This window comes from Vibrio sinaloensis DSM 21326, from assembly GCF_000189275.1.
GTDB classification, from domain to species: Bacteria; Pseudomonadota; Gammaproteobacteria; order Enterobacterales; family Vibrionaceae; genus Vibrio; species Vibrio sinaloensis.
The window spans coordinates 81,751-98,459 of sequence record NZ_AEVT01000067.1 but is presented as its reverse complement, the minus strand read 5'-3'; the positions used below and the strand labels follow the sequence as shown (position 1 = coordinate 98,459).

The 16,709-nt window shown below is 44.8% G+C and carries 14 protein-coding genes; 5 read left to right on the top strand and 9 right to left on the bottom strand.

Annotation, left to right across the window (positions count from 1 at the left end; genetic code table 11):
* Nucleotides 1–147 precede the first annotated feature (147 nt).
* From crl to RH45_RS11930, 4 genes are all read right to left on the bottom strand, one after another.
* Entirely contained in the window at nucleotides 148–537 is a 390-nt protein-coding gene (gene crl, locus RH45_RS11945; RefSeq protein WP_008077473.1) for a sigma factor-binding protein Crl, read from the bottom strand.
* Between the two features lie 102 nt (nucleotides 538–639).
* Nucleotides 640–1,887, bottom strand: a complete 1,248-nt coding sequence (gene frsA, locus RH45_RS11940; RefSeq protein ID WP_008077472.1) for an esterase FrsA — start codon at nucleotides 1,885–1,887, stop codon at nucleotides 640–642.
* A 99-nt stretch (nucleotides 1,888–1,986) separates the two neighbouring features.
* Nucleotides 1,987–2,451 (bottom strand): xanthine phosphoribosyltransferase, encoded by a 465-nt coding sequence (gene gpt / locus RH45_RS11935; RefSeq protein WP_008077471.1) that lies wholly within the window; start codon nucleotides 2,449–2,451, stop codon nucleotides 1,987–1,989.
* 225 nt (nucleotides 2,452–2,676) lie between these two features.
* Nucleotides 2,677–3,966 carry an NCS2 family permease gene (locus tag RH45_RS11930; protein ID WP_008077470.1) on the bottom strand — a complete coding sequence of 430 codons (1,290 nt, stop codon included), beginning with the start codon at nucleotides 3,964–3,966 and terminating at the stop codon, nucleotides 2,677–2,679.
* 1,033 nt (nucleotides 3,967–4,999) lie between these two features.
* Between RH45_RS11930 and RH45_RS11925 the strand changes: the two genes are divergently transcribed.
* From RH45_RS11925 to RH45_RS11910, 4 genes are all read left to right on the top strand, one after another.
* On the top strand, nucleotides 5,000–6,472 hold the full coding sequence (locus tag RH45_RS11925; protein WP_008077469.1) for an aminoacyl-histidine dipeptidase: 1,473 nt from the start codon (nucleotides 5,000–5,002) through the stop codon (nucleotides 6,470–6,472).
* A gap of 292 nt (nucleotides 6,473–6,764) precedes the next feature.
* Nucleotides 6,765–7,205 (top strand): ATP-dependent zinc protease family protein, encoded by a 441-nt coding sequence (locus RH45_RS11920; protein WP_008077468.1) that lies wholly within the window; start codon nucleotides 6,765–6,767, stop codon nucleotides 7,203–7,205.
* Nucleotides 7,205–8,110 carry a 30S ribosomal protein S6--L-glutamate ligase gene (gene rimK / locus RH45_RS11915; RefSeq protein ID WP_008077467.1) on the top strand — a complete coding sequence of 302 codons (906 nt, stop codon included), beginning with the start codon at nucleotides 7,205–7,207 and terminating at the stop codon, nucleotides 8,108–8,110. The genes RH45_RS11920 and rimK overlap by 1 nt, the downstream gene beginning before the upstream one ends.
* The gene (locus RH45_RS11910) at nucleotides 8,070–9,161 is read left to right on the top strand and encodes a succinylglutamate desuccinylase/aspartoacylase family protein (RefSeq protein WP_039958568.1); all 1,092 of its coding nucleotides are present in this window, start codon (nucleotides 8,070–8,072) and stop codon (nucleotides 9,159–9,161) included. The genes rimK and RH45_RS11910 overlap by 41 nt, the downstream gene beginning before the upstream one ends.
* A 54-nt stretch (nucleotides 9,162–9,215) precedes the next feature.
* Here the strand turns inward: RH45_RS11910 and RH45_RS11905 are convergent, their stop codons facing one another.
* The 4 genes from RH45_RS11905 to RH45_RS11890 all read right to left on the bottom strand — a co-directional run bounded on the left by RH45_RS11905 (nucleotide 9,216) and on the right by RH45_RS11890 (nucleotide 13,615).
* Entirely contained in the window at nucleotides 9,216–10,580 is a 1,365-nt protein-coding gene (locus RH45_RS11905; protein WP_008077465.1) for a sodium-dependent transporter, read from the bottom strand.
* Between the two features lie 141 nt (nucleotides 10,581–10,721).
* Entirely contained in the window at nucleotides 10,722–12,242 is a 1,521-nt protein-coding gene (locus tag RH45_RS11900; protein ID WP_039958567.1) for a sensor domain-containing diguanylate cyclase, read from the bottom strand.
* Nucleotides 12,243–12,338: 96 nt separating this feature from the next.
* Nucleotides 12,339–13,082, bottom strand: coding sequence for a YggN family protein (locus tag RH45_RS11895; protein ID WP_008077461.1), 744 nt, complete (start codon nucleotides 13,080–13,082; stop codon nucleotides 12,339–12,341).
* A gap of 56 nt (nucleotides 13,083–13,138) precedes the next feature.
* Nucleotides 13,139–13,615 (bottom strand): GreA/GreB family elongation factor, encoded by a 477-nt coding sequence (locus RH45_RS11890; protein WP_039958571.1) that lies wholly within the window; start codon nucleotides 13,613–13,615, stop codon nucleotides 13,139–13,141.
* Between the two features lie 78 nt (nucleotides 13,616–13,693).
* Here RH45_RS11890 and RH45_RS11885 point away from each other — a divergent pair, with 78 nt between their 5' ends.
* Nucleotides 13,694–15,628, top strand: a complete 1,935-nt coding sequence (locus tag RH45_RS11885; RefSeq protein ID WP_008077456.1) for a RecQ family ATP-dependent DNA helicase — start codon at nucleotides 13,694–13,696, stop codon at nucleotides 15,626–15,628.
* On the opposite strand, the gene dinB is transcribed toward RH45_RS11885, so the two are convergent.
* Nucleotides 15,625–16,692: a DNA polymerase IV gene (dinB, locus tag RH45_RS11880; protein WP_008077455.1), complete on the bottom strand. Its 1,068-nt coding sequence runs from the start codon at nucleotides 16,690–16,692 to the stop codon at nucleotides 15,625–15,627. The genes RH45_RS11885 and dinB overlap by 4 nt on opposite strands.
* Nucleotides 16,693–16,709 lie beyond the last annotated feature (17 nt).

The window sequence follows — 16,709 nt, the reverse complement described above, 5'->3', positions numbered from 1 at the left end:
AATATCAATCGTCACAATCTGACTCACACATCTGTTGAGATAAAGATTGATTAGACCTGATGTTTTAGCAATCAAACGCTAAATTCACAAGTAGAAAAGGCGCGAAAACGCGCCTTTTTGTAGTGGATTAAAGATAACTAGTGAAAATTAAACAAATTCGACTGATTCTTGATGCATCTGAATCGGAATTCCAAACTCAGATTGCAATGTTTCGACAAGCTTCAGGTGAAATGCTTCTTGTGTACGGTTAACATCTTCAACCGCTTTTTTAGGGATCTTTTTGTCTTGCCACTCACCACTGATATCGTACAGACCAATACGATAACGCGCTTGATAAGCATCCCCTTCCTGCTTTAGTTCTAACCACCAGCCCCAAAACTCTCGTTGTTCGGGTGATTTTTTATCGTCTACACAGACAGACAAGCAGTCAAACAAATAGGCCCCTTCCTCACTTTGCGATTCTCGTAAATACGGTCCGATAGCGCGAAGGACCGAAAGTAAACGATAGTGGGTTGGGGTTTTGGTAGTATCAGACATTATGAATCTCCATATTCATCACTGAATTTATTATTACAGGCGCACAGGACTTATAAGTTTAGGTACGCCTTAATATCAGTGTCGTCTAAAATACTCGAAATGTCATCTAATTAGCTCATCTTCTAGCCACTTGATCGCTAAATCGAGGGATTGCTCATATCCTTGTGTAATTGTCTTGGCACTTATTTTCTTCGCTTTTCCATAGTCACTAAATAAAGCCACTAACTGGTTATCACTGTATGGTGAAACAGGGTCTCCCTCTAAGCTCATCGCTAAAATCGGAACGCGAGTCTTACGGCTTGACAGTATGCCTTGTACTTTAAGAGACCAAGCCATCAATTGACTAGAAAGACTGTGAATATCGACCGCGCTTTTCCCCAAGCGAGAAGCCAATACATCCAAATACATCTTAGGCATTTTCTTCAGTTTTTCTGGCGAAGAAAGTACATCATGAATGGGAGCACCGAGTGAGACACACGCCTTCACCTTTTCTTGCTCCATAAAGGACAAGCGCACCATAGCATTACCGCCAAAACGAAAACCAATCAATCCAACACGATGGTGATCAACCCACGGGATCGAATAAAGCTCGTTCAATACCGCTTGATGAAGCACAGACGTATCTTCAGTTAGATTCCAGTGAGTGTTATGACCGATCGACGGCATATCAACCGTTAACATGGCAATGTTTCTTTTGGCGAAATGATCGCGAAATAACGTCCACAAATCGGTTTGCAAACTATCAAGTCCGGCACTGACCATGACCACTGGCTGCGGTTTCTCAGTGCTCGTCAAATGCAAATGAGCAACGATGCGTTTTTTCTGATACGGAATCTCTAACCGCTTAACAATATACTTAGTCTTCTTCGTCGCTTCGGTATACGCGTTACTGGCTAGCACTTGCGCTTGGGTTGCCAAATTATCGTTTTTGAGGTGTGGGTAGCCAGCGATGCTAAAACAGAGCGATGCGTTGAACAGCTCATCTGCGGCTTCTTCACCATTTAAAGTACCAGAGCGTTTTTGATGCAGCATACCTAACTTGGTCCATTCATAGGTCCAGTTACCGCTGTGATAACCCATAACCGTATCTAGCCACTGATCCTGGGTTCGAGAATGAGGAGATGCGGCAATTTTCGCCAATACTGCTTCAATTTCAATAGGATCTAATCCTTGCCAAGCCCATTGCATACGTCGCAAATTGCGATACCACTTGTAACCTTCTTGCTCGCGCTTCTCGTCCAGATAGCTATTACTGCTCGGCATATATTGCGTAAGAGCAGAGGTTTCTTTCGCTTGTTTATGGTTGGCGAATAGCGTTTCAGATAGGTTTTTGCTGACTTCCTCAGACATGGGTGTGACCTAATTAAAAGAGTTTCTTAAATAGTAATAAAAAAAATGACCCAATAAAGGGTCATTTATCAAGAATCTGTTGCCTTTCAGGCAAAACGACTACTTTTGCTTGCGATTGATTGGCTCAACGTACTGGATAGACATATCCCAAGGTTGTTCGATCCAAGTTTCCTGAGCGATATCAACAACGTAATCATCCAGCAATTCAACACCCGCAGGTTTTGCACACACTGCGATCAATTTTGCTTTCGGATACATCTCACGCAGCTTGCGGGCCGTGTCTCCGCTGTCTACGAGATCTTCCACAATTAGGTAACCTTCACCGTCACCCTCAGGTGCTTTAACCACTGTCATATCACGTTGGTGATCGTGGTCATAGCTTGAGATACAAACTGTATCCACATGACGGATACCCAGTTCACGCGCTAAAATTGCGCCAGGAACAAGACCACCACGGCTTACCGCCCAAATACCTTTCCATTGCTCTGCTGGCATCTGTTTTTCTGCCAATTCACGGCAGTAGCTGTGCATTTGGTCCCAAGTGATAATGAATTTCTTAGCCATTGTAATAACCTAATATTTGAAAAATCTGCATCCCCACAAATGTCGTTAGTGACCAAATTGCAACAGGCAAATATATGGGGGAAAAGCGACGCAAACGTTTATTTTAACGGAAGCGCCCTACAATACCAATGGAGAATTCTGCCTTAGTTCAAAAAAACAGTCGCCATAGCAGTAAACCGCTATGGCGACAGGTATTTATCAACTAGCTATTCGCTTAGACTGCGCTTAAGCCACTAAATATTTGATCACAAATACCGCTGAGAGAGCCCAAACACTGATAGAAACTTCACGTCCACGACCACTTAAGGCTTTAATCGCTGCGTAAGAGATAAAACCAAGTGCAATCCCTTCCGCGATTGAGTAAGTCAAAGGCATCAGTAGACAAGTCACAACCACTGGAGCGGCTTCTGTCAAGTCACGCCAATCAATGCTAACAAGTCCGGACATCATCAAAATAGCCACGTAGAACAGAGCACCAGCCGTCGCGTAAGCTGGAATCATCCCCGCTAACGGCGAGAAGAACAATGCCAATAGGAACAAAACACCAACCACGACTGCCGTAAGACCAGTACGACCACCCGCCGCAACACCAGCGGTAGATTCCACATAAGAGGTTGTGCTAGAAGTACCGATCATTGCACCTACTGACGTCGCAGTAGAGTCAGCTAAAAGCGCTTTACTTAGGCGAGGTAGCTTGCCATCTTCTTTGATCAGATCCGCCTTAGTGGCGACGCCAACCAAGGTTCCAGCAGTATCGAAGAGGTCAACGAATAAGAACGCAAACACCACAGAAATCATGCCGACTTCGAACACGTCTGCAATGTTCATCTGCATGAACGTAGGCGCAACGCTCGGTGGAGCCGACATAATACCGCCCCACTGTACATCGCCGAGCAACAATCCAATCACAGTAATGATTAGAATCGCGATCATCACCGCACCACGAACACCACGGTAAACCAAGCCAATGGTTAGGAAGAAACCTAACGCGGCTAATGCAGGTTGTAAATTGGTGATATGACCTAAACCCACCAACGTTGCCGGATTATCAACGACGATGCCAGAGTTTTGCAGGCCAATGAATGCTAAGAAAAGGCCGATACCTGCAGAAATACCAGTACGCAAAGACATTGGAATTGAGTTGATGATCCATTCACGGATCTTAAACACACTCAATGCCATGAAAATGATACCTGAAACAAACACAGCACCCAATGCCACTTGCCATGAGTGGCCCATGCCTAATACAACACCGTAAGTAAAGAAGGCGTTCAACCCCATTCCAGGAGCAAGAGCAATCGGGTAGTTGGCAACAAAGCCCATAATGAAACAACCAATAGCCGCTGCTAAACAGGTCGCAACAAACACGGCACCTTTATCCATACCTGCATCAGCAAGCATCGCTGGGTTTACAAAAATGATGTATGCCATGGTGAGGAAGGTAGTGATACCTGCGATGATCTCAGTTTTTACGTTAGTTCCGTGTTCACTGAGTTTGAACAGTTTTTCGAACATGATCGAATCCTAAAAAGGTAAAAAGTAAACGGTTGCGTAATCGATTGGCTCGAATTATAAAGTTATCAAATCTCAAATTCCAGATAGAATTAACACTCTAATCAATATTTCTGCAGGCTATTATGCCGATTAAGGTCCATTTTTGCGGTATACGCTGGTAATAGTGCCGAAATATCAAAGGATAAGATACGAACTCCCCCTTTTTACCCACCGGTGTTTTTTTACACCATGTAGTAAATTTTCAATATTCTTGGTCGCGGAAGTCCGTCAGTGGATATGTGTTTATGCGAATAATATGCAGAGAGCTCAATGGGTTGCGAGAAAAGCAGTGGTTTGTGGTGTTTTTTTAACCAGCCAAATGTACAGATAAAAAAACGCCACTCAAATTGAGTGGCGGTTGAATCATGTCAGCTATATAAGGCTGTAAAAAAATTCCAATATATAGGGGTGAACAAACTTGTTCGAGAGTAACAAGTGTAGGTGTTAGTAACCGAAACTTGTTGGGTAAGTAAAGCTGCCTGTGTAAACAGAGTTGTTTAGCCAGAATGCTGCACTTGGTAAACCTTTCATAAATATCACCTTCTAAATCAATTAAAACAAATTAAACATATTGATTTCTCGGTTCCTTGGAGGCGACAAATCGGACTCATCCTTTGAGCATTTTCTCTTCGCTTTCGAAGTTGGTTATAAATATACCCCAAAGAAATTTAATTACAAGTATTAAAGTGACAAAAATCACAAAAACTTTCTAAACTGACCTAGATCAAGTAAATATTGTAATTAAATTACACTTATATCAATTTATTGTTTTTTGAACATTACACTTGATACGAAAACGATCACCTAACAGGTTAGACAAAGAATCCGCGTTCTGTGATAGCACCGAAATATTTCGTTTCCTGTTGGACTACACGCTTAACTCAGGTAGTGCTATTCTGTGCTCCTACTTAATTGCCAATTAATAGTGAAATATTCCACATTAGTCATTTTATTAACTATATGATCTGGCATTATTCTTTATAAGGAGTCATCCGTGTCTGAATTCCATTCTGAAATCAGCAACTTATCACCTGCGCCACTATGGCAGTTTTTCGATAAGATCTGTTCTATCCCTCACCCTTCTAAACATGAAGAAGCGCTTGCTCAGTACATTGTTAACTGGGCGACGGAGCAAGGCCTAGAGGTTCGTCGTGACCCAACAGGTAACGTTTTCATTAAGAAGCCAGCGACAGCAGGCATGGAAAACAAAAAAGGGGTCGTTCTACAAGCGCACATTGATATGGTGCCTCAGAAGAATGAAGACACAGATCATGACTTCACCAAAGATCCAATTCAACCATACATCGACGGCGAATGGGTAACAGCCAAAGGCACTACTCTGGGTGCAGATAACGGCATGGGCATGGCGTCTTGTTTAGCCGTACTTGCTTCAACGGACATTAAGCACGGCCCTATCGAAGTTCTATTAACCGTTGATGAAGAAGCGGGGATGACTGGCGCCTTTGGTCTTGAAGCGGGTTGGTTAGAAGGTGACATCCTTCTTAATACAGACTCAGAGCAAGAAGGCGAAGTCTACATGGGTTGTGCTGGCGGTATTGATGGTGAAATGACCTTCGATATCAAACGCGAAGCTATTCCAGCAGGTTACATTACTCGTCAGCTCGTTCTCAAAGGCTTGAAGGGTGGCCACTCTGGTTGTGACATTCACACAGGCCGTGGGAACGCAAATAAGCTTGTTGCACGCTTCTTAGCTGGTCACGCACAAGAGCTTGATCTGCGCTTGGTTGAATTCCGTGGTGGTAGCCTGCGTAATGCGATTCCTCGCGAAGCATTCGTGACGGTTGCTGTTCCTGCTGAAAATGAAGCTAAACTGGCGGAACTGTTTGAGTTCTACACTAACCTGCTAAAAACTGAGCTAGGTAAAGTAGAAACTGACATCGTTTCGTTCAATGAAGCCATCGACACTGACGCTCACGCTCTAGTGGTTGCAGACCAACAACGTTTCATCGCAGCGCTAAATGCATGTCCAAATGGCGTGATCCGCATGAGCGACGAAATCGAAGGCGTAGTCGAGACATCTCTAAACGTGGGCGTTATCACCACTGAAGAAAACCAAATTCAAGTGCTATGCCTTGTTCGCTCGCTGATCGACTCTGGTCGCCAACAAGTAGAAGGCATGCTGGCTTCTGTTGCTGAGCTAGCAGGCGCAAGCATTGAATTCTCTGGGGCTTACCCAGGTTGGAAACCTGATGCAGATTCAGAAATCATGGCCATCTTCCGTGATATGTATGAAGGCATCTACGGCCACAAACCAAATATCATGGTCATCCATGCAGGTCTTGAATGTGGCCTGTTTAAAGAGCCATACCCGAACATGGACATGGTTTCTTTCGGCCCAACGATTAAGTTCCCTCACTCACCAGATGAGAAAGTGAAGATTGATACCGTTGCCCTATTCTGGGATCAAATGGTTGCTCTGCTAGAGGCTATTCCTGAAAAGGCGTAATTTGCTAAACTAGCAACATTCCATTAGAAAAACTTATCCAAAAAGCCAGCTCAGATTAGCTGGCTTTTTTATTGCCACTCTTTTTCTATCGATAAATAATTTTTGTCGTCACGGTATTATTTTTTCGTTAGTCACACCCATCCTTGGTTGCTACAGTCGCCCTCCTTGAAGCGCCTTTGGGTAGATTCTTACCCTCTTCAAGCACAAGACTCGGCACAATTCGACCGTGTTATGTTGGGGATGCTCACTTCACTCGAGCGTCTTAAATACTCTCTAAAATTATGTTACTGCGATGAAAGAAAAACTATTAGTCGGTTGGCGAGAAACTCTTAGCCTGCCAGGTTTAGGTATTAATGAAATTAACGCAAAAATTGATACCGGAGCTAGGACGTCTTGCTTACACGCGTTCAAAGTAGAGAGCTTTAAAAAGGACGAAGCTCTGTGGGTCCGCTTCTGGATTCACCCAAAACAACATGACACGGATTTCGAAACATTATGTGAAGCTAAAGTAATTGATGAGCGTATCGTACGCGATTCAGGTGGCCACGAAGAATCACGCTATGTGATTGAGTCTGAACTGAGTCTAGGTGGAAAAAGTTGGCCAATAGAAATTACCTTAACTAATCGCGAAAACATGGCTTTTCGCATGTTATTAGGTCGCACTGCAATGCACGATCGCATCATTGTCGACCCTGTTGAATCGTTTTTAGTCCCTTTCGAGGAAAGCAAATAATGAAAATTGGTATTCTGTCTCGCAACGCGAACCTGTACTCAACTAAGCGTCTTATTGAAGCGGCACAAAACCGTGGTCACGAAGTCAAAGTGATCGATGCACTACGTTGTTACATGAATATCAACTCAGAGAAACCAGAAATCCACTTCAAAGGTGAGGAGCTCTCTGGATTTGACGCGATCATCCCTCGAATCGGTGCATCGGTGACTTTCTATGGAACAGCAGTATTGCGCCAGTTCGAAATGATGGGTGTGTATCCGGTCAATGAATCTGTGGCAATTACTCGCTCACGCGACAAGCTACGCTCAATGCAGCTACTGTCACGCAAAGGCATCGGCATGCCAATCACTGGTTTTGCTAGCAAGCCTGATGACGTGAAAGATCTACTTGAGATGGTTGGCGGTGCACCAGTGGTGATTAAACTGCTAGAAGGCACTCAAGGTATCGGTGTGGTTCTTGCTGAAACACGCAAAGCAGCAGAAAGCGTTGTTGAAGCCTTCATGGGCCTAAAAGCAAACATCATGGTGCAAGAGTACATCAAAGAAGCGGGTGGTGCGGATATTCGATGCTTTGTCATCGGTGATAAAGTGATTGCGGCAATGAAGCGTCAAGGTGCGGAAGGCGAGTTCCGTTCTAACCTACATCGCGGTGGCAGTGCATCTTTAATTAAGATCACACCAGAAGAGCGCCGTACCGCAGTCGCTGCAGCGAAAATAATGGGTCTAAATGTGGCCGGGGTCGATCTGCTACGATCTGAGCGTGGTCCATTGGTGATGGAAGTAAACTCATCTCCAGGTCTTGAAGGTATTGAGGCCGCAACTGGTAAAGACATAGCTGGAATGATTGTCGAATTTATTGAGAAAAATGCGGCAAGTAAAAGGACTAAAACTCGTGGCAAAGGCTAAAAAAAATAACATGTTTGAATTTCTCGGCGAGTCTATCTCGCCGGGAGAGCGTAAGGTTATTGAGTTAGAAGCAGCGAAGCTTTATACCCATTCGCCTCTATCGATCCCAGTCGAGATCATTAATGGCAAGCAAGCAGGGCCAGTCCTTATGGTTAACGCAGCGATCCATGGTGATGAACTCAACGGCGTTGAAATAGTCAGGCAGTTAATTGATACCATAGATGCCGAAAAGCTCAAGGGGACGCTGATTGCAGTCCCGATTGTGAATGTATTTGGTTTCATTCATAAATCACGCTATCTGCCTGACAGACGTGATATGAACCGCTGCTTCCCAGGCAGTGAAAAGGGCTCTCTTGCCTCTCGGATGGCAAACACCTTTTTCTCACAAGTGGCGAAGCGTTGCGATTACATTCTGGATTTACACACAGGTGCAATACACCGCACCAATCTGCCACAAATACGTGCAGACTTAAGTAATCCAGAAACACTCCGTATTGCTCAGGCGTTCGCTACGCCAGTGATAGTCGATGCTCCACTACGTGATGGTTCTCTGCGTAGCGAGGCTGAACGCCTGGGCATTCCGGTTCTGACTTATGAAGCGGGTGAAGCATTACGCTTTGAGCCAATTTGTATCAGCGCCGGTTTCATCGGTGTGCAACGTGTGATGCAGGCAATTGGTATGCTGCGCTCCAGTAGAAAGAAACTGCCTACACCGGTCATCGCTAAGTCTACCAGTTGGTTACGAGCAGAGAGTGACGGTATTTTGCGCACGGTTGTGACACTGGGCGAGAAAGTTGAGAAAGGCCAAGTATTAGCTTACATCAGTGCCCCACTCGGCCACAGTGAGATTGAACTCACCGCTCGCAAAGGCGGCATTGTTATCGGTCAACAAACTCTGCCACTGGTGAATGAAGGGGACGCGATTTTCCATTTAGCTTACTTCTCGCAAGATGATGAGGAAGTTGAGCAAGTGGTTGAAGAGTTTATTGAAGAGGTAATTGATGCGGATTTGGAGCCACTAACAACTGGCCAGATCAACTCCCCCTCTTAAAAACGTCACATAAATATAGCCCGCACAATGCGGGCTATTTTTTAAAGCGATTTGTTATCCAAATGATGCCCAGATAACGGTGGCTACAAGCACAGGACAAACAAACTTCACGTAAGCTGGCCACACTTTGCCAAACCAGCCTTGAGTAAATTCAGGACAACCCTGCTCTAATTCTTTGATCTTAGAGTGACGATTCCATACCCAACCGCCAAATAAGCAGAATAGCAGAGCCGCTGCTGGCTGTAGGTACTGCGTAGCAACCATCGCAACTAAGCCAAACAATTCACCAAAATTGTAGACGATGACCACACTAAACAGAGCAATCAGACCGCCAAGTACCCAGCTCGTTGGCGTACGTTTGGTATTAAAACGTTCACTAACCAACGCAACAGGGCATTCCAACATTGAGATGGAAGACGTTAACGCCGCAATGGTGAGCAGCAAAAAGAACACGATCGCAAACAGCTGACCTAGTAGACCTAAGCTATCAAACATCAGTGGTAACACGGTAAACACTAAGGTATCAGAACTTAGCAGTGACCCGTCTTCGGCATAAATCTGTACGCCTTTTTGCATTGCAACAAACATGGCGGGCATCACGACCAATCCAGCAATAAATGCAACAGCAGTATCGACCAAGGTTACGTTCATTGCCATTTTAGGCAGGTTTTCTCGCTTGCTAAGGTACGAACCATAAATCAGCATTGAACAGCCACCAATAGTAAGCGAGAAAAACCCCTGCCCCATGGCTGCGAGAATCAATTTACGGTCCATCACTTTTTCAAAATCCGGGATCAAGTAGTGCTTCAACCCTTCCATTGCACCATTTTGCGTCATGATGTAGACAAACAGCAGGCCAAATAGGACAAACAGGGCAGGCATCAGACGTGTCGACCACTTCTCGATACCCTGCTTGACACCACCTTGAACGATTAAAATAGTGAGAACGTAAAACGTGATGGTACCAAAAAGGTTACGTTCAACACTAAAGCCTTTAAACCAAGCTGTCGCCGCTTCCATTCCTAAGACGTCAGTCACAGCGCCAAGTAAGAAACAAATCAACCAACCACCGACGATGCTGTAGAAAGCCAATACCGCACTCGGCACACTTAGCCCTATCCAACCAACGGCAGCACCGACACGCTTGCCAACAGGGTTACTAGTAAGTGAACGCATGCTATCAACTGGATTCGCTTGGCCATGGCGGCCAATCGCCATTTCGACCACCAGCATAGGGAAAGCCACCACAAGGATCATCACTAAATAGACAAGTAAGAAAGCACCGCCACCATTACTTGCTGCTTGTGTGGGAAATCCCCAGATGTTACCAAGACCAACCGCTGCGCCAGCAGCTGCGAGAATAAAACCGAGGCGGGAGCCAAAATGCTCACGAGTTTGAGATGTGTCTACTTGTGCCATACTACTCTATTTGCACCAATGAACTAGTTAGCTAGTACACTAATATAATTAATTACCCACATCAATACTTTTAGAGGATATGACCAACTTATAGCCTAAATTACAGGCGATTACTCCTGTAAAACATTTGAAACGCAGAGTTCAATCATCGACATGAACAACAAGTCGATTACGGCCTTGTTGTTTGGCTGCATATAACGCCGCGTCTGCGAGTCGAATTTTATCTTGTAGCTTATCTGATGAAGTGAGTCGGCATTCAACGACCCCTGCTGAAATCGTGAGGTAGGAAGAGATAGGTGAAAATTCGTGCGCAATCTGCAACTGCTCAATAGCCACTCTTAATTGATTCGCTTCTTCGATACTGTCGATTGGAGAGTCTGAACTTAAAATCACACAAAATTCTTCGCCGCCAAAACGTGCAACAAACTTATCGCAGTCACTATCGCAATGCTGAAGCGTTTTCGCCACTATTTGTAGCACCTTATCGCCTTCAATATGGCCATAGTTGTCATTAAAAGGCTTGAAGAAATCGATATCAATCAAAACCACACTGGTACATCGTGGTTGACCTTCAAGCAAACGACTCCAATGCTGCTGCAAGCTGCGTCGGTTACCCACCGTCGTTAATGCATCATGTAAGGCTAACCATTCTAGTTCTTTTTGTTTTAACTCAAGCTGATTAAATATCTCGTTAATTCGATTAACGAAATCGCGCATTTCATAAGAGATGAAGGTATCTTGATCGGTTAACTGGGAGGATTGCCCTTTGCTTAAACTGTCCAATGCGTATCTAGCACGAGTAATCGGCTTAACCATGATGTGTACCACAGACAGGTTGAAGACAAACATAAAACAAGCAAACGCCAATAGCGCGCTCAGCTCTTTCCAAGTAATAAAAGGAGGGGTTGTCGCAAGATGGCGAATGATGACACACACGTTTGGTTGATTGCGATAGTCGAGTTTCTCGATCACAGAAACGTCAGCGCTTGGCTGAAAGTTTCTCGCTTGTGCTTGTTGCTTAGTCCAAATATCAACGTCGAGCCCCGTCGCCTGCATCAATGTCTGACTAAACTGGTCACCAATCTGCTTGATAAACATCATATAACCTTTATCACAATCCATACCATCGCTATTACAAACGCGAGAGGTGGCAACTAAGTGAGGTTTACCATTCAGCACCAGATACTGCACAAAAGGCGTAATCTGGTCGGTACGAGAGCGCAAACTGTCTGCCAACAAGCTACCGAACTTGTAGCGAATTTCCTCATAGGAAAGTTCTTGCTTGTAGATGTAATCGTACAAGCGTCCCCAGATTAAAGAGACATCAGCGTTAAAAATGAAAATACCGTTGATTTGTTGTGCGGCAAAGGAGTGCTCGTTTAGGCTACTGTCTAAAAAGTCGTTGCTTTGACCTTGAATGAACTTAGCGACTTCATCCCAAGCTGCGTAATCCACCAAACCCTGCGCCAGATTAGACTTTTGAATATCTAGCAGCGTCTTAACTCGATGCACCTCTTCTTGCTGTTGAGCATGGACTTGCTCCATAGCCGCATCATAAGTCCAGAAATAGCGAAACGAGAGATAACAAACAACAAACGTACCAGCCATCATGATCGAGGCTAGTATGGTGAGCTGTTTAATGGAGAAATGAGATATCTGCACGCGAGATAATGTACGCTATGTCAATAAAGAGCGTGAATTAAACACAATCATAGATGAGTTGTCTACAAAAAGAGCACCTTGCGGTGCTCTTTCAAACTAGATGGTGAAAATTTGATAATCTTTCAGTTCAGGAATCTTCTTGTGCAGTTGTTGCTCCTGCTCAGCCATGTCATCTAACGAGTCACAAAACTCTTTACTCTGCTGTTCAATTTCCGTTTGATGTTCAGCCATGCGTTTAGCGATCCGTTCTTTCAACTCCGCCATTGAGTTCGCCATTTCCGTTAAGTTTAAACCACCTTCTTGTTTCATCTTGTCAGACATGACGTCAAAGGCACTGGTGATAAACTCTTCATTAAACAGCGACATTGCTTTATCAAGGTCTTCAGTCCAAGTATCAGCGAAAGAGGAAAAGCTCTCTGCTGGTAAAATCAGGTCGCCGTTTTTGTAGTAACGCGATTCCACATCCTCATAGAACTGCTTCATCGACTGCTTAACGCCATCAAACGCCTCTGGTGCATTAAAACTCTCGGCGACATCATCAATAATATCGTTAGCCAGCGCGAGACCATCTTGAGCCACTTGTTTCGCCCGAGGTAAGTAATCATTCAGGCTTTGACGGTAATCATCGATGGCTTGCTTTTGTTCAGCATTCAATTCAACCCGCTCACCGTGAATGGTCAGATTGTTATTGCCATCGACTATCGCAGTATCACCACTGGTTTGATGAATTTCTAATGTATTGTCATTTAAGTGAACTTCATTCTTCAAATCCACATGACATTGAGCCGCAAACACTTGGCTCGAGACCAGTAATGGAAGTGTCAGTAATACCTTTTTCATACTCTTCTCACTGTGTTAATTCACTTTCACCATAACAAATGACCAAAGTTATTATGTCAGCTAATGGTTTCTATTTGGTAACTAAACATCGTATCTGCAACCTTATACTCAGCTTCGTCACCCGACATTCTCCCCTTTAAAGCTCGGCCTAAAGGCGACTCAAAGGTCACAAGTGTCACTTCAGTTTCGCCAAAGGTTACCTTAAGGCCTCCAGAGCATGGAGCCATAAAATAGCAATGTTCGACCTCATCCAAATCGCTAACGTAGACTAAACTTCCCATCACAACATTGCTCGGTGCGACAGGTAACTCAAGATCCGTTATCTGCCTGATTTCCTGTTCGCATTCTTGCAGGCGCATGGCTTGTCCGTGCGCGAGGTAAGCCGCCTCGAGTGCGAGAGTATCGTACTTGTGCTCAGGAACGGTCTCTTCATCCGTGGCCGATTCTATCGCTCTTTGCACTGAGCTTTGTGCGACTTGCCGTTTTTTCTCCAATAAATCGAGAATAATCTGTTTTAGCTCCAACTTATTCATACTAAAACCATGTTCCATTGACTCGAATCCCCCTAGAATAGAGCTCATTGACTGTGAAAGAAACCGGAATAACACCCTATGAGTGAATCAAAGCTAGATACTAATATTCAAGCAACTCTCGAACAAACATTTGGCTTCGACTCTCTTAGACCCGGTCAGCAGCAAGTCGTAGAAAAGGTCCTTGCCGGCCACTCGGCGGCAGCTATCTTTCCAACAGGCTCAGGCAAGTCATTGTGTTATCAATTGCCTGCGGTAACACTTCCGCACCTAACCCTTGTCGTTTCCCCCCTACTGGCTTTGATGAAGGATCAATTGGCCTTTTTGAATAGCAAACAAATCCCTGCCGCATCGATTGACTCTAGCCAGACGAGAGAAGAAACCTTGCATGTGATGGAGCAAGTTAGACAAGGGGCAACCAAGGTGCTGATGATTTCGGTCGAACGACTCAAAAATGAGCGTTTTCGTCAGTTTATTTCTCAAATCCCAATTTCATTATTGGTGGTCGATGAAGCGCACTGTATCTCGGAATGGGGACACAACTTCCGTCCTGACTATTTGAAACTTCCCCAATATCTGCGCGAATTTAATATCCCACAAGCCCTGCTGCTCACAGCAACGGCGACTGAATCGGTCATCAAAGACATGCGAGACAAGTTCGCTATTGATGATTCAGATATTGTGGTCACGGGCTTCTATCGCCCCAACTTGGATATCACCATTTCCCCCTGCCGCGATGAAGACAAATTACCAACCTTGGTGTCATTATTAAAACAAGATCCAACACAACCAAGCATAGTGTATGTGACCTTGCAAAATACCGCAGAGCATGTCGCTAAGGCGTTGCTAGAGCAAGGTATCAATAGCAGCGCATATCATGCGGGTATGGACAATCAAACTCGAGAGCAAATCCAATCTAGATTTATGGCCGGGAACCTCGATTGTATCGTGGCAACCATCGCATTTGGCATGGGAGTGGATAAATCCGATATCAGACGAGTCGTTCACTACGACCTACCTAAATCGATAGAAAACTATGCACAGGAAATTGGCCGAGCGGGCAGAGATGGGCATATGTCTTATTGCACCTTATTAGCAAATAAAAACGCCATCAGCACCCTAGAGAACTTCATTTACGGTGACACACCAGAAAGCGGTGAGATTGAATTTATTATCAACCAAGCCATCCATTCCTCCCCTCAATGGGAAGTCGTATTAAGCCGCCTTGCAAGTGAAAGTAATGTTCGTCAGTTACCGCTTAAAACACTACTGGTTTATATGGAACTGAAAGGTTTGATCAGTGCCCAGTACAGTTACTTTGCCGATTATCGGTTCAAGTTTTTGGTCGACAAACAGTACATTACCGATCAATTTGATCCACAGCGACAAGAGTTCGTTCGCGCGTTATTTAACTGTGCGCCTCAAGCGAGAACTTGGTGCCAAGTGGACTTTGATACCTTGTGGCAACAGTTCCAAGGCGAGCGCTCCCGAGCCATCGCGGCGCTCGATTACTTCAACGAGAAAGGTTGGATCGAACTCGAAAGTAAGTTAATGACAGAAGTATATCGTGTACAGCCTAGCGAAGTCGCCTCTCAAGAACTAGCTCATCAATTAGCCACTCTGTTTCTCGACAAGGAAACCAGTGATATACAGCGTATTCATACCTTACTAGATTTTTTCGAATCTACCCGCTGTTTAAGCTCCAATCTAGCGAGCTATTTCGGTGACAAACAAGCACCCAGCCAGTGCGGGCACTGTAGTGTTTGTCGAGGCCAAGTAGCGACATTACCTAGTGAAGATACCATATCGCTCGACACGCAAAAGACACAGCAATGGCTAACACAACTTGAGCAGAAAGCCGCCGAACGGTTAACACTCAACATGAAGGTGAAATTCCTTTGCGGGATTACTACCCCAGCCTTCACAAAGATCAAAGCGCGCTCTTTATCAGGATTTGGCCAATTGGAATCGATACCTTTCGCTCAAGTAAAACAACACGTGGAAACCTTGGGCTAGAAAAAGCTCAACTGTTTGGTTTGAATTTCGGGCTTCAACATGACGTTTAAGCCCAATAGACGAATCTCACGGCCTTGCTGCCGCTTCAATATATCGCTGAGTAGCTGTTTAAAATAATCCAACTCAAGTTCAGAGTGGATATGCTCAATGGTGGTTAACTGAAAATCAGCAAACTTAAGCTTGATACCTTGTTTAATGATGGCTTTATCCGGAGAGGCTTTTTCAAGTCGCTTCTCCAGTTCGGGGAACAGTTTTTCCTCAATGACCTGCCAGCACTGATCGTAACTCGAAATGTTTTCACTAAACGTTCGCTCGACACCAACAGATTTTCGTTCCCGTTCAACCACAACCTCTCGGGGATCGATACCATGGCTCTTATTCCATAGCGAAGCCCCTAACCGACCAAATTTGAGCAACAAGTCTCTGTAGTTACTCTCTTTAATATCTTTACCGGTAAAATAACCCGCTTGGTGCAACTTCTCTAAGCTGACCTTGCCAACACCTGGGATTTTCTCAAGCGGCAGCTTATCTACCTCTTCTTGGACCTTGTCAGGTGGAATAACATATTGGCCATTGGGCTTATTCATGTCAGAAGCCACTTTGGCGAGAAACTTAACGGGGGCAATACCCGCAGACGCTGTCAGTTGCAGCTCAGTCCAAATATCGTGACGAATCGCTTCGGCAATTAGCGTTGCGGAACCATGACACTGGGTAGATTCCGTCACATCCAAGTACGCTTCATCTAATGAAAGCGGCTCAATTAACTGCGTATAGCGAGAAAAGATCTCTCGAATTTGCTGAGAAACTTGTTTGTAAACGTGCATCCGGCCTGGAACGACCAGCAACTGAGGACAGAGTTGCAAAGCACGTGCTGTTGGCATTGCACTACGTATACCAAACTTACGAGCTTCGTAATTACAAGTACTTAGTACGCCTCGTTGCTTTTCATGGCCACCAACTGCAATTGGTCGGTTGCGGTAGCTTGGGTTATCACGCATCTCTACCGCTGCGTAAAAGCAGTCCATATCAACATGGATGATTTTCTTATTCTTCGGACTGCCCATAGCTAGCGCTCAAACCT